Here is a 13,114-nt window from a genome sequence, read left to right on the forward strand (position 1 = left end):
CGCGTAGCGGTGTGTCATCGTGGGGGTAGGGCGCGACGGCGCGGTCGGCTGATGCAGGAGAGGGCAGCTGTCATGTCCCTACAGCCTGATCACCTTGGCCCTGTCACGACACATCTCAGGTCCCCGCAGTGGCGGAGCAGGGAGTACGCGGACCTGTTCGGGCAGGCTCCGGTGATTTTCGCTGCGCTGAGCGGCCCGAGGCATGTGCTGGAGGCAGCGAATTCGGCGTTCTTCGAGGCCTGTGGAGGCGACCGCAGGCGCACTGGCGTGCCGATCGGAGAACTGATTCCGGAACTGGCTTCGCAGGGCGTCCTCGACCGGCTCGATGCGGTGTACCACACCGGCACCGCGTACCGGGCCCAAGGCAGGCGGCTCGTGCTCGGTGAGCCGGGGACGGAGCGGGAGGGGTTCTTCGACTTCACCTACGAGCCCCGCCGAGACCTGGTCGGCCAGGTCGACGGAGTGGTGGTGATCGCGGTGGAGACCACCGCGTACCACCATGCCCAGCTCCTGGCCGCCGAGCAGCGCATACTGCTGGAGCAGATCGCGCGTGACGCCCAGCTGGACGAGATCCTGAGCGGCATGGCCAGGGCTATCGAGGACCTTTCCCCGGAAATGATCGTCTCGGTGCTGCTTGTCGATGCCGACGGCCGGCACCTGCGGCACGGCACCGGCCCGACCCTGCCCGCCTTCTACAACGAGGCGGTCGACGGGATCGCCATCGGCGACGGCGTCGGCTCATGCGGCACGGCCGCCTTCCTGCGCGCGCCAGTGATCGTCACCGACATCGCCACCGATCCCCGGTGGGAGGGCTATCGCGACTTGGCAAAGCGGGCTGAGGTCGCGGCATGCTGGTCCACCCCGATCGAAGGAGTGGACGGTCGGCTGCTGGGCACCTTCGCGATATACCACCGCACCCCCAAGGCCCCCGAGGACAAGGACGTGGCGCTCAGCGCCGCATTCACCCGCATTGCCGCCCTGGCCATCGAACGCCACCGCGCGGTGGAGGCAGGCCATGCCGCCCAGCAGCGTGAGAAAGCGGCCCGTGAGGACTTGGCTTTCGTGTTGGACGCCAGCACCGCCATCACGCGCGAGCTGCACTACTTCGACTGCCTGCAGTGCCTGGCCCGGCTGACCGTGCCGACCTTGGCGCCACTGTGTGCCGTCCACGTGGTCGAGGGTGGCCAGACCCGGCGGATCGCCGTGGCCGCCTCCACCCGGGCCGAGGAAGGCCTCCTCACCTCCCCCGAACTGAGCGACGAGGTCGACAACGCGGTTGCTCGTGTACTGGCCTCCGGCACCACTGAGACCGACCACTTCAGCGCCCGTACGGGCGGTCTCTTCGCGCAGCTCGGCGTCACCGGTTACGTGTGCGCACCGCTGGCCACTCGCGGCGGCACCTTCGGCGTACTGACCCTGCTGGCTACTGACCGGCCGATGGACAGCCACATCGTCGCCCTAGCCGAGGAGCTCGCCCGCCGGGCCGCATCCAGTGCTGACAACGCCCACCAGTTCACCGACCGCGTCCAACTGGCCCGTGACCTGCAGGCAGGCCTGTTGCCTCCCGAGTTGCCCAGGATTCCCGGCACCACTCTGGCGGCCTCGTACCATCCCGCCGGCGAAGGACTTGACGTTGGTGGAGACTTCTACGATGTCTTCCCGCTGTCCGACGACTGCTGGGCGCTCATGATAGGTGACGTGTGCGGGCGCGGTGCTCTGGCCGCCACCATCACCGGCATGGTCCGCCACACCGCACGCGCCGCCGCCCGTCTCCTGAACGACCCGGCGGCGGTGGTCGCCGCCATCAACGACGCTCTGGCGGATAGCCCCGCCGACGAGGTCTGCTTCGTTTCACTCGTCTACGCCGAACTACGGCGGACCGTATCCCACCTCGCACTGAACCTGATTCGCGCCGGCCACGTACCCCCGCTCGTACGCCGCGCCGACGGCACGGTCGAAGAACTCGCCCAGCCAGGCATGCTCCTGGGTATCGGCCCCGATCCCGACGGATCTGCTTGCAGCATCGACCTGTATCCGGGCGACGCTCTGGTCCTGGTCACCGACGGCATCACCGAGGCACGCTCAGCGGACGGCGAGTTCTTCGGTGAGGACCGCTTGGCTGAGGCCCTTGTCACGCTTGGGACCACGTCCCCCACCGCCGCCGCCCTCATTGAGACCGTCACCGCCGCAGTCGCCGCCTTCGCAGCTGATTCCACCATCGACGACCAGGCCGTGCTGGTTCTCACCGCCACTTGACAGTGACCGGCGCCGCAGAGGCTGTGAGCGGTCCGGGCCTTCGTTTTGCCTGCTCAGGCACTGCGGAGGATACGAGATTCGAACTCGTGAGGGTTGCCCCCAAGACGCTTTCCAACTGTTCGTCAGGCTGTTCAAGGGCGGGTGCGGGCGTCCCGACCTGCGGTGGAGCGGCTCGTTCGCCGGGCTGCGAACAGCGCCGGACGAGGGTGAACGCAACCAGAACTGCAACCACACCGAACCAGCGAGGTGCAGCAATAGAGGCATCCGCCCCCGACCGCTTCCTGAGCATCAGGCAGACGTACGGGCGCTCCTGTTGCCCGAGCGCAATCGCCGCTCGGGACCGGCCGTGCACGAGCCCGCCGGGTTGCTGAACTGAGGACCCAGCGAGCTTCCCCGTGACACCGGCGGAGATCACCCGCTATGCGGCGGCGGCTCGGGAACGCGAGGCTTCGATCTCGGCGTAGGCGCCGGCCTTGTTCTCCCAGTGGGAGCCCTCGACGGATTTTCCGGGTTCGAGGTCCTTGTAGACCTCGAAGAAGTGGGTGATCTCCTGCAGGTCGAACGGAGGCATGTCGTCGATGTCCTGCAGCCGTGCGAAGCGCGGGTCGTGAGCGGGCACGCAGAGCACTTTCTCGTCCGGCCCTTTCTCGTCGGTCATGACGAACATGCCGATGGCGCGACACGTGATGCCGCATCCCGGAAAGGTGGGCTCGCCGACGAGCACGAGGGCGTCGAGAGGGTCGCCGTCCCCACCGAGGGTATCTTCGATGAACCCGTAGTCCGCTGGGTAGCGGGTGGCCGTGAACAGCATCCGGTCCAGGCGGATCCGCCCGGCTGCATGGTCCATCTCGTACTTGTTGCGCGAGCCTTGGGGGATCTCGACGATCACCTCGAAGTCCATGTCGGCCTCCTTCCGCGATCCCGGGCGTCCTGTGCCGCGACGACTCCAGGTCTTCATTCTCCGGCGGATCAGCCGCGGCCGCATCGCGGCCACCCGGTTGCACTCTCTACTCTGCAGACCTTCAACGCCCAGGGTTAGCCTCTGTCTGAACAGGGCTTCGTCCGCTTCGTCCCCGGGGCGGCGCGTTCGCCAGAGCCACTCCGCAGGAGTCGACACAGAGGGATTCTCCGGCAGCGATCCGGTCGCAGTAAGCCGGGTTATTCGGAGATCGCGCGACTCGCCCGCGCAGCCGAGCGGTTCGGTGCGCCCAGCGCACCAGCACGACGTCGAGGAGGACGGAATGGCTGGGTTCGTTCTCGCCGGCGCATCCGCTGTGCAGTACACCGCCGCGTTCGTCCCTGGGCGGAGCCGGCTCGGTGCTCCAGGCGCAGTGGCACCTGTGCTGACCGGGTCGGGCCGAACCCTGGTGGTGGTGGTCGCGCTGATCGCGGCCGGTGCACTAGTGGTGGCCTGGGTGTTTGTGAGGCAGGTGCTGGCCGCGGACGAGGGCACGCCGGCGATGCAGCGGATCGCCGCGGCGATCCAGGAGGGCGCGAACGCGTATCTGGCGCGCCAGTTCCGCACCCTGGGGGTGTTCGCCGGGGTGGTGCCTTTCGTGCTGCTGTTGCTCCCGGCGGACAACTGGGGGCAGCGGGTGGGGCGTTCGGTGTTCTTCCTGGTCGGGGCGGCGTTCTCGGCGACGACCGGGTACGTGGGGATGCAGTTGGCCGTACGCAGCAATGTGCGGGTAGCGGCAGCGGCGCGGGCGGCAACACCGCCGGTTCCTGCGGCAGGCGATTGGGAGGGGCCGACGGCGGCACCGCTGGTGCGTACGGTCTCGCATCGCGCGATGCGGATCGGCTTCCGCACCGGCGGGGTGGTGGGCATGTTCACCGTGGGGCTGGGATTGCTGGGGGCGGCCGCGGTGGTGCTGATCTACCAGACGAACGCGCCGAAGGTGCTGGAGGGGTTCGGTTTCGGTGCGGCGTTGCTGGCGATGTTCATGCGGGTGGGCGGAGGGATCTTCACCAAGGCCGCAGACGTCGGCGCGGACCTGGTGGGCAAGGTGGAGCAGGGAATCCCGGAGGACGATCCGCGCAACGCGGCGACGATCGCCGACAACGTGGGCGACAACGTGGGGGACTGCGCGGGGATGGCGGCCGACCTGTTCGAGTCCTACGCGGTGACCCTGGTCGCCGCGCTGATCCTGGGCAGGGCCGCCTTCGGTGACCTCGGGCTGGCCTTCCCGCTGGTAGTACCCGGGATCGGGGCGCTCACCGCAGTGCTGGGCATCGTGGCGGTCTCCCCGCGGCCCGGGGACCGCAGCGGTATGACCGCCATCAACCGCGGGTTCTTCGCCTCCGCGGTGGTCTCGCTCGCCCTGGTAGCCGGCGCGGTTTTCGCGTTCCTACCGGCCCACTTCTCCGGTCTGCACGGGGTACCGGCCGAGATCACCCGGCACGCGGGCAGCCCGCGGCTTTTCGCCCTGGCCGCGGTGGCCATCGGGATCATACTGGCCACCGTCATCCAGCAGCTGACCGGCTACTTCACCGAGACCACCCGCCGGCCGGTGCGGGACGTGGGCAAGACCTCACTCACCGGGCCGGCCACCGTGGTGCTCTCCGGTATCGCGCTTGGCCTTGAGGCGGCCGTGTACTCCGCCGTGGCCATCGGCGCCGCCGTCTACGGCGCTTACCTCCTCGGCGGCGGCTCCCTGATCCTGTCCCTGTTCGCGGTCGCGCTGGCCGGCACTGGGCTGCTGACGACCGTGGGCGTGATCGTGGCCATGGACACCTTCGGCCCCGTCTCCGACAACGCCCAGGGCATCGCCGAGATGTCCGGCGACGTCACCGGCGCCGGCGCGCAGGTGCTCACCGAGCTGGACGCGGTCGGCAACACCACCAAGGCGATCACCAAGGGCATCGCCATTGCCACGGCGGTGCTTGCCGCCACCGCGCTGTTCGGCTCCTACACCGACGCCATCAACACCACCGAGGCGCAGATCGGCCCGGCCGCCCACGGCTCGAGCCTGAGCCTGGCCATCGACCAGCCCAACGACCTGGTCGGCCTGCTGCTCGGCGCTGCCGTCGTCTTCCTCTTCTCCGGCCTGGCCATCAACGCCGTCTCGCGCTCCGCCGGCGCAGTGGTCTACGAGGTCCGTCGCCAGTTCCGCACCCGCCCCGGCATCATGGACGGCACCGAGCGGCCCGAGTACGGCCGGGTGGTGGACATCTGCACCCGCGATGCACTGCGCGAACTGGCCACCCCGGGTCTGCTCGCCGTGCTGGCCCCGATCGCCGTGGGCTTCCTCCTCGGCGTCGGCTCGCTCGGCTCCTACCTGGCCGGCGCCATCGGCACCGGCACCCTGATGGCCGTCTTCCTCGCCACCTCCGGTGGCGCCTGGGACAACGCCAAGAAACTGGTCGAGGACGGCCACCACGGAGGCAAGGGCAGCCCCGCCCACGCCGCCACCGTCATCGGTGACACCGTAGGGGATCCCTTCAAGGACACCGCAGGACCCGCCATCAACCCGCTGCTGAAGGTGATGAACCTGGTCTCCCTTCTGGTCGCCCCAGCCATCGTCGAACTCGGCTTCGGCTCGCACGCCAACCTCGGCCTCCGGCTGACTATCGCCCTGGTGGCCCTGGCCGTCGTCATCACCGCAGTGTGGATCTCCAAACGCCGCAGCATCACCGTCGGCCCCGACGAAACACCCGTTGACACCCGAGCGCCGGAGGAGCCCGCCCCCGTCCCGTAGTCCGCATCCTGAGTACGGGGAGCAAGCCTGCGGACTACTGAGACCAGGAAACAACGAAGACCCCGGTCGCATCGCGATCGGGGTCTTCGTTTCGGCTGGTCAGCCGTGGCGGAGGATACGAGATTCGAACTCGTGAGGGGTTGCCCCCACAACGCTTGCCAGGAGTGCGTGGCCGAGCGAGCGCCCCGAGGGCAGCGCGCAGCAGGGCGGTGCGCGGCCGGGCGGTGGGTCAGGCCGTGGCGCCGCCGTCGATGACGAGGTCGTGGCCGACCACGTAGCGCGAGTGGTCGGAGGCGAGCCAGAGAACGCCGTCGGCGATCTCCTGGGTGGTCGCCACCCGGCCCAGCGGGACGGCCGCCGCGACCCGGGCGTCGCGCTGCTCGGTGGTCTCGCCGCTGCGGAAGGACATCGGGGTGTCGGTGCCCCCGGCGCTCACCGCGTTGATCCGGACGCCCTCGCCGATGTACTCGCGGGCCGCGTTGCGGGTGAGCACGCTGACCGCCGCCTTGGACGCGGCGTACGCGCCGAGGCCCGGACGGCGGCCGTGGAAGCCGATGTTGGAGGCGGCGTTGACGATCACGCCGCCGCCGTGCTGCCGCATGTGCTCGATCTCGTACTTCATCGCCAGCCAGACGCCCCGGGTGTTCACGGCGAACACCTGGTCCCAAACGTCCTCCTCCAACTCGGCCAGCGGGCCGGGCTTTCCGATCGTTCCCGCGTTGTTGAAGGCGATGTGCAGCCCGCCGTGCCGCTCGACCACGGTTGCCACCAGCCGCGCCACCTCGGTCGAGTCGGTGACGTCCGCGGTGATCGCGTCCGCCTTGCCGCCCTCGGCCTCGATGGCGCCGACGGTCTCCGCCAGGCTCCCGGCGGTCCGGCCCGCGACGACCACCAGCGCGCCCTCACGGGCGAAGCTCAGGGCGGTGGTCCGGCCGATGTTGGTGCCGCCACCCGTGATCAGGGCGACCTTTCCGGTGAAACGCGCAGTCGAGCGTGCAGTCATGAAGATCATCCTGGCACCGAACGGACGGCGGTCGGGGGACTTTCGGTGAACCCGCGCGGCGCCCGGGCGGGTTCACCGCACTCCGGCGAGCTCCCCGAACCGGGCCGCCGCCGCCAGCAGCGCCTGCGTCATCTCGGCCAGCGTGGCCTCGAAGTCCTGGTTCAGCGCCCGGACGTACTCGCTGTCGTGCTCCGCGCGCTCCGTCGCCTCGGCGGTCAGCCGCACCGCGAGGGTCAGGGTCGGCCGGCCGTCCCCGGCCTCGCCGAGCTGGTCGCGGATCTCGGCGAAGTCGGTACCGTCCACGTGCCGGAAGACAACCCGGCCCGCCGCCTCGTCCGCGAAGACCCGCTGGACCAGTCTGCGTTCGCCCCGGACCGCCTCGCGCAGGAACCCGTCGGCGTACCGCTCGACCACCGTGCAGGCGGTGATCGCCGGGACGTACGGGACCGGGTTCTCCGCCTTGTCCAGCAGCGCCCGCCACAGCCGGTCCCGTGCGGTCGCGGGGTCTCCGGGCACCGTGACCGGGGTGGTCCAGGACAGTGTCAGCATTTCGTGCTTCCCTCCGGAAGGCGACGGGACGGTCGGTCGACAATCCTTCGCGCCGTGGCGCCCGACCTCAACAGAGCCGTGGGGCACTTCGTCAGCTCACCTCGTGCGCCCCGAGCGGCGCCACGAGCGAAGTCCCGCCCGAAGTCCCCGCCGGAGTCCCGCCCGGCGGTGCGATCGGCGGTCCGTTCGGAACATCGCCGCTGAGCGGGCCAAACCGCGCGCGGATGTGCCATAAAGGAGGGGAAGAGGAGCAACACGAGGGACGATGAACACGGCCGAGGACCGGAACCTCCCGCGTCGCGCGTCGGGCCTGCGGGCGCTGACGCCCCCGCGCAGTGTCAAGCCGGTCATGAGTTTCCGGGGCCGGGACGTCTCCTGGGTGCTACCGGCCGTGTTGCTGGCAGTCATCGCGCTCGGTGACTGGAACTCCTCCGGGGAGTTCCGGATCGTCACCTGGATCGTGCTCGTCCCGGGCATCGCGGCGGCCGTCTGCGGCCCCGTGATCACCGCCCTGTTCGCGGCCGCGGCGGCGCTCGGCTACCCCGAGCTCGACAACGCCTGGCCGCACCCGGACCAGATGGGACCGACCGACCACGCGCTGGTCGTCGTCGGCGGCGCGGTCGCCGTGCTGGTGTCCTGGCTCCGCGTGCGCGCCCAGAACCACCTGCTCCGGGTGGAGAGCGCCGCGGACGCGACCCGCCAGGTGGTGCTCAGGCCGATTCCCCCGGGAACCGGCGGTCTGGACGTGGCCGGGACCTACCTCGCCGCGGACAGCGAGGCGCGGGTGGGCGGCGACTTCTTCGAAGTCCTGGAGACCCCGTACGGTGCCCGGGCCCTGCTCGGCGACGTGCAGGGCAAGGGGATCAGTGCGGTCTCGGCGGCCTCGGCCCTGGTCGGCACCTTCCGGGAGGCGGGCTTCCACGAGCGGGACCTGGTCACCGTCGCCGAGCGCCTGGAGAGCCGGATGCTCCGCAGCAACGACTACTCGGCAGCCATGGGCCGGCCGGACGACCGCTTCGCCACCGCCGTCCTGGTGTCCTTCCCCGCATCGGCGGACGGCTCGCCCCCCGACTGGATCGAACTCGTCAACCTCGGCCACGAAGGCCCCCTCGCCATCGGGCCCGACGGCGTGCGGGTGCTCCCCGAGGGGGCCTATCCGCCGCTGGGCCTGGGCGCGATGGTCGACGGGCCCCCGCAGTCCGTCCGGGTGCCCTTCGGCGAGACCGACAGCCTGCTGCTGTTCACGGACGGGGTGAGCGAGGCCAGGGACCGCAGCGGGGTGTTCCTCCCCGTCCGCTCCCGGCTGGCCGGGACACCGGCCCCCGACCGGCTCTCCGTCACCGAACTGGTTGCCCTGGTCGAGCGGATGGTCCTCGACCACACCCGGGGACGGCTCGGTGACGACACCGCGATCCTGGCCCTGCGGCGCCTGCCGGGCCGGTAGCCACGGTCCGCCGGGCCCGGGCCGGACGGGGGGAACCGGGGGCGGGGGGAAGGGGAATGGGCAACGGTGGGAATGGGGAGACGGGTGACCGGCGGCCCGAGCGGCTCCGCCCGCCACCCGGCCGGTCCCGCACCGCCGGGTCACGCCCCGGGCCGGGCGTCGAGGAGGGTCGGCCGTGCCCGTGCCCGATCGGGCGGCGCACCGCGTCCCGCGCCGTTCTCCCAGTGGGCGACCAGCTCGCGGTAGCCGGGCGCCGCTGCCAGCAGCTCCGCGTGGGTGCCCACCACGGGTTCGCCGTCCAGCAGGACGATCCGGTCGGCGCGCAGGGCCGAGCTGATCCGGTGGGCGATCACCACCAGCGTGCCCGGACGCCTGCGGAAGGCCGTTTCGACCACCGCCTCGGCCGCCGGATCGAGGTGGGAGGTCGCCTCGTCCAGGAGGACCACCCGGGCCGGGGACAGATAGGTGCGGACCAGTGCCACCAACTGCCGCTCACCGGTGGACAGCTGCGCACCGCCGAGCCGCGCGTCGAGACCGCCGAGCCGCCGGACCACCGGCCCCAGGCCGAGCAGCCGGACGGCCTGCGCCAGCCGTTCACCGTCCGGTCCCGGCAGCACCGGGCCGAGCGGAGCGAGGTTCTCCCGCAGGGTTCCCGCGAAGACGTACGCCTCCTGCGGGACCAGCACCCGGAACGCGGCCAGCTCGGCTGCGGTCAGTTCGTCCGCCTCGACCCCGCCGAGGCGGACGGTCCCGCCGGTGGGGGCGGCCAGCCCGGCCATCAGGTCGGCCACCGTGGACTTCCCGATGCCGCTCGGGCCGACGATCGCCAGGTGCTCGCCGTCCTCGATCCGGAGGCTGAACCGGTCGAGGATCGGATCGGCCTGCGGGTGGTGGGTGAAGCTCACCCGGTCGAGCTCGACCGCGTGCCCGTGCAGGCGCGGCCGGCCGGTGGGTGGCGGCGGCCCGACCGGTACGGCAGGTACAGCACGTACGGCGGGCACGGCGGGCACGGCAGGCGCGGAGGGAACAACGGCGGGCACGGGGGGCACGGCGGATGCAGCGGGCACGGCGGATGCGGGGGGCACGGCGGCCCGCCGGGCCAGGCGCTCGAGCGCGACCGTCAGCCGCAGTCCGGAGGCGCCGACGCCCTGGACCAGGGTGCGCAGCGCCGGTTCCAGGCTCATCGTGACGTAGGCGAGGGCCCCGACCACGGCACCGGCCGGCAGCCCGCCCCTGACCAGTCCCCCGGCGTCCAGCAGGATGAGCGCGGCGGGCAGGTGGGCTCCGGCGGCCACGGTGAGGCGGCGCAGCGCGCCGGTTCTGGCGAGCGCCTGCCGGGCCCGGGTCTGCGCGGTGATCACCTCGTCGAGTCGGGCGGTGGCTCTGCCGACCGCACCGCAGGCGGTGATGTCGCCGACTGCCGCGAAGGTCCGGGACGCCAGCTCGGCGAGCTCCTCCTCGGCCTCCAGCAGGGCTACCTGACGCACCGTCAGCCGAGGCAACAGGAGCACGAAGGCGAGCAGGGCCGCCCCGAGCGGCAGGGCGATGCGCGGCAGCAGGCCTGGGGCGAGCGAGGCCGCGCCCAGCAGGACGAAGACGACGGTCACCGCGAAGTGCCGGACGATCAGCAGCTGGCCGGCCACGCAGTCGCGGACCGTCTCCACCTGGCGCGCCAGCCGGGAGACGGCGGCGGTGTCGCCCTCGCCGGTGCCGGCGGTGGCACCCCCTCCGGCGCCGGCCCCGGTGCCGGCGCGCAGGGTGGCGCCGACCACGCGGGTGGTCAGTGCGTCGCGCAGGGGCTCCACCACGTCCGCGACATGGGGGTAGACCTGGCGCTGGCCGAACGCGCCGACCACGGAGACCGCGCCGAGCGCGAGCAGCCAGCCCACGCCCAGCGCCGGTCGGCCCGCCAGGAAGCCGTCGTCCAGCGCCTGGGCGACCAGTCGGCCGGAGAGCGCCGCCGGCAGGGCCTCCGCCAGGGTCCAGAGCGCCATCATGGCCAACGGCCTTTTCCTGGTGGCCAGTTCGGACCGGAGCAGGGCCCATCCTGGCGCGCTCACGGCGCCGCCGGGGCTTCGGCGGCCAGGACTTCGGCCGGGGCATCGGCGGCCGGGGCATCGACCGCCGGCGGCGTGACGGCAGGGCCCGGCGCGGTACCGCTCGGGCGCGGCCGGTCCGGTTCGCCGGGAGGGCCGCAGGAGTCGGCGAACAGGGCGCGGTAGCCGGGGTCCTCCCGCAGGATCCGGTGCGGCGCGAGGGCCCGCAGGCGTCCAGCGTCCAGCCAGGCGACCAGGTCGGCCTGGGCGGCGGTCGCGGCCCGGTGGGCCACCACCAGACGGGTGCGGTCCGGCAGGGCCCGGCGGACGGCGGAGTCGATCCTGGCCTCGGTCGCCGTGTCGAGGCTGGAGGTGGCGTCGTCGAGGATGATCAGCCGTCCGCCCCGGGCGATCGCGCGGGCCAGGCCGAGCCGCTGGATCTGGCCGCCGGAGAGCCGCAGTCCGCGCAGCGGGGTGTCGTACCCGTCGGGGAGCCGCCGGATGAACGCGTCCGCCTGCGCGTCGAGGGCGGCGGTCCTGACGTCCTGCGGCCCCGGCGCGGGCGGGTCGGTGTAGGCGAGGGCGTCGGCCAGGGTGTCGCCGAGCAGGGCGGGGCGCGGCGGGGCGTAGGTCACCGCGCGGCGCAGCCGGCCGAGCCGGATCTCGGTCAGCGGGACGCCGTCCAGCAGGACGCGTCCTTCGTCCGGGTCGATCAGGCGCCCCGCGAGCGCGGCGAGGGTGGACTTTCCCGAGCCGCTGGGACCGACCAGGGCGACGGTCGCCCCGGCCGGGACCCGGCAGCTGACGCGGTCCAGCACGGTCGCGCCGTCGATCCGTACGGTGACCTCGTCGAAGAGCAGGTCGCCAGGCCCGTCGGGCAGTTCGCGGCTTCCCGGCGGCATCGCGGGCGTGTTCAGTACTTCGGCCAACCGGGCGGCCCCGGCCCGGGCCCGGGCGAAGGCCAGCAGGGACTGCGCGCTGCCCAGGAAACCCAGGGCCAGGGTGGTGTAGCCGACGGCGGCCAGCAGTTCGCCCGGTGTGACCCGGCCGGTGGCCGCCTCCGTCCCGGCGACGGCGAGGGTGCCGATCTGCAGGACGGGCAGCAGCAGCGCCGTTCGCCACAGGACGGTGCGCTGGTCGGCCCAGAGGGCGCGGCCGGCCCGGTCGAGGTCGGGCAGCGGGCGCAGGACCCTGGCGATCTCGCGGTCCGCCCCGGCGGCGGCCCTGATGGTGCGCAGCCCGGCGAGGGCGTCGAGCAGCCGGGCCAGCAGGTCGGCCTGGGCGAGCTGGTAGTCGGCGGCGGCCTGCGAGGCGCGGCGGACGAAGAGCCGGACGGCGATCAGGCCGACCGGTGCTCCGGCGAGGACGACGAGGGCGGGTGCCGGGTCGATGAGGGCGAGGGCGACCAGGGCGGCCACCGAGGCGGCGGTCTGTACGGCGGCGTAGCCGAGGGCGGCCGCCGCTCCTCCGGCCTCCGGCGCGGCGGCGACCAGCCGGGCCACCAGGTCGCCCGTGCCGAACCGTCGGCTGCCGGGCAGGCCCAGCGCCAGGGTGTGCCGGACCAGGCGCTGGCTCAGCCGGGCGGTGTTGGCGGCGGCGGTCCAGGGCTCGGCCAGGTCGGAGCAGGTCTCGGCGGCGGTGAGGACGGCGAGGGTCAGCAGGAAGACCCAGGTCGCGTGGCCGGTGCGGCCGGCCAGGGCTTCGTCCACGGCGGCGGCGAGGGTGGCGGGCAGTGCGATGGTGGCCACCGTGCCGACCAGGATGGCCAGCAGCAGGAGCGAGGTGGCCAGGGCGCTGCTGCGCAGGGTGGCGCGCAGCAGGAGGTCGCCGGCGCGGCCGTTCTCGAGGGGCATCGGCAGTCGGCTCCACTCTGTGGCACGAACGTGGACTGGTCCCGGGGCCCTGGGCGGACGGCCGTGCACTTCAGGGGCGCAGCTCCTGCGCGAGCGGGTGCCTGTGGCCGGGAAGCCGGGGAGGGCGGGTCCCGGTCGGCGCCGGACCAAGGCCACCGGCCAGGGGGTGGAAGGCCCCCGGGCCGGCGACGGGTATCAGCTGACAGGTGTCAGAGGCAGAGGATGGTGCTGGCGGTGCTCACGGTGCAGTTGAGCACGCTCAGGGTGCTCGGCGC

8 protein-coding genes are annotated in these 13,114 nt (G+C 72.5%); 3 read left to right on the forward strand and 5 right to left on the reverse strand.

Features of this window, described 5'->3' with window-relative positions:
* The first annotated feature begins 171 nt into the window (after nucleotides 1–171).
* The gene (locus tag ACFC1R_RS24030; protein WP_375941796.1) at nucleotides 172–2,256 is read left to right on the forward strand and encodes a SpoIIE family protein phosphatase; all 2,085 of its coding nucleotides are present in this window, start codon (nucleotides 172–174) and stop codon (nucleotides 2,254–2,256) included.
* Between the two features lie 418 nt (nucleotides 2,257–2,674).
* Here ACFC1R_RS24030 and ACFC1R_RS24035 read toward each other — a convergent pair whose 3' ends face one another.
* Nucleotides 2,675–3,157, reverse strand: coding sequence for an inorganic diphosphatase (locus ACFC1R_RS24035; protein ID WP_218205006.1), 483 nt, complete (start codon nucleotides 3,155–3,157; stop codon nucleotides 2,675–2,677).
* 340 nt (nucleotides 3,158–3,497) lie between these two features.
* Here ACFC1R_RS24035 and ACFC1R_RS24040 point away from each other — a divergent pair, with 340 nt between their 5' ends.
* Nucleotides 3,498–5,954 carry a sodium-translocating pyrophosphatase gene (locus ACFC1R_RS24040; protein ID WP_375941798.1) on the forward strand — a complete coding sequence of 819 codons (2,457 nt, stop codon included), beginning with the start codon at nucleotides 3,498–3,500 and terminating at the stop codon, nucleotides 5,952–5,954.
* A 229-nt stretch (nucleotides 5,955–6,183) separates the two neighbouring features.
* Here the strand turns inward: ACFC1R_RS24040 and ACFC1R_RS24045 are convergent, their stop codons facing one another.
* Both ACFC1R_RS24045 and ACFC1R_RS24050 read right to left on the reverse strand, forming a co-directional pair.
* A complete protein-coding gene (locus tag ACFC1R_RS24045) occupies nucleotides 6,184–6,957 on the reverse strand; it encodes an SDR family NAD(P)-dependent oxidoreductase (RefSeq protein ID WP_375941800.1) in 774 nt (257 codons plus the stop codon).
* A 72-nt stretch (nucleotides 6,958–7,029) separates the two neighbouring features.
* Entirely contained in the window at nucleotides 7,030–7,506 is a 477-nt protein-coding gene (locus ACFC1R_RS24050) for an AtaL-like protein (protein ID WP_375941802.1), read from the reverse strand.
* Between the two features lie 265 nt (nucleotides 7,507–7,771).
* Here ACFC1R_RS24050 and ACFC1R_RS24055 point away from each other — a divergent pair, with 265 nt between their 5' ends.
* Nucleotides 7,772–8,950 carry a PP2C family protein-serine/threonine phosphatase gene (locus ACFC1R_RS24055; RefSeq protein WP_375941804.1) on the forward strand — a complete coding sequence of 393 codons (1,179 nt, stop codon included), beginning with the start codon at nucleotides 7,772–7,774 and terminating at the stop codon, nucleotides 8,948–8,950.
* 140 nt (nucleotides 8,951–9,090) lie between these two features.
* Here the strand turns inward: ACFC1R_RS24055 and ACFC1R_RS24060 are convergent, their stop codons facing one another.
* Both ACFC1R_RS24060 and ACFC1R_RS24065 read right to left on the reverse strand, forming a co-directional pair.
* The gene (locus tag ACFC1R_RS24060) at nucleotides 9,091–11,010 is read right to left on the reverse strand and encodes an ATP-binding cassette domain-containing protein (RefSeq protein WP_375941806.1); all 1,920 of its coding nucleotides are present in this window, start codon (nucleotides 11,008–11,010) and stop codon (nucleotides 9,091–9,093) included.
* Nucleotides 11,007–12,839, reverse strand: coding sequence for an ABC transporter ATP-binding protein (locus ACFC1R_RS24065; RefSeq protein WP_375941809.1), 1,833 nt, complete (start codon nucleotides 12,837–12,839; stop codon nucleotides 11,007–11,009). The genes ACFC1R_RS24060 and ACFC1R_RS24065 overlap by 4 nt, the downstream gene beginning before the upstream one ends.
* Between the last annotated feature and the right edge of the window lie 275 nt (nucleotides 12,840–13,114).

The organism is Kitasatospora sp. NPDC056138 (assembly GCF_042264695.1).
Classification (GTDB): Bacteria; Actinomycetota; Actinomycetes; order Streptomycetales; family Streptomycetaceae; genus Kitasatospora.

Bases quoted from the DNA above. Each gene is read 5' to 3' on its own strand.
- ACFC1R_RS24055 (WP_375941804.1), top strand. From the start codon at position 7,772: ATGAACACGGCCGAGGACCGGAACCTCCCGCGTCGCGCGTCGGGCCTG.
- ACFC1R_RS24040 (WP_375941798.1), top strand. From the start codon at position 3,498: ATGGCTGGGTTCGTTCTCGCCGGCGCATCCGCTGTGCAGTACACCGCC.
- ACFC1R_RS24065 (WP_375941809.1), bottom strand. From the start codon at position 12,839: ATGCCCCTCGAGAACGGCCGCGCCGGCGACCTCCTGCTGCGCGCCACC.
- ACFC1R_RS24035 (WP_218205006.1), bottom strand. From the start codon at position 3,157: ATGGACTTCGAGGTGATCGTCGAGATCCCCCAAGGCTCGCGCAACAAG.
- ACFC1R_RS24050 (WP_375941802.1), bottom strand. From the start codon at position 7,506: ATGCTGACACTGTCCTGGACCACCCCGGTCACGGTGCCCGGAGACCCC.
- ACFC1R_RS24045 (WP_375941800.1), bottom strand. From the start codon at position 6,957: ATGACTGCACGCTCGACTGCGCGTTTCACCGGAAAGGTCGCCCTGATC.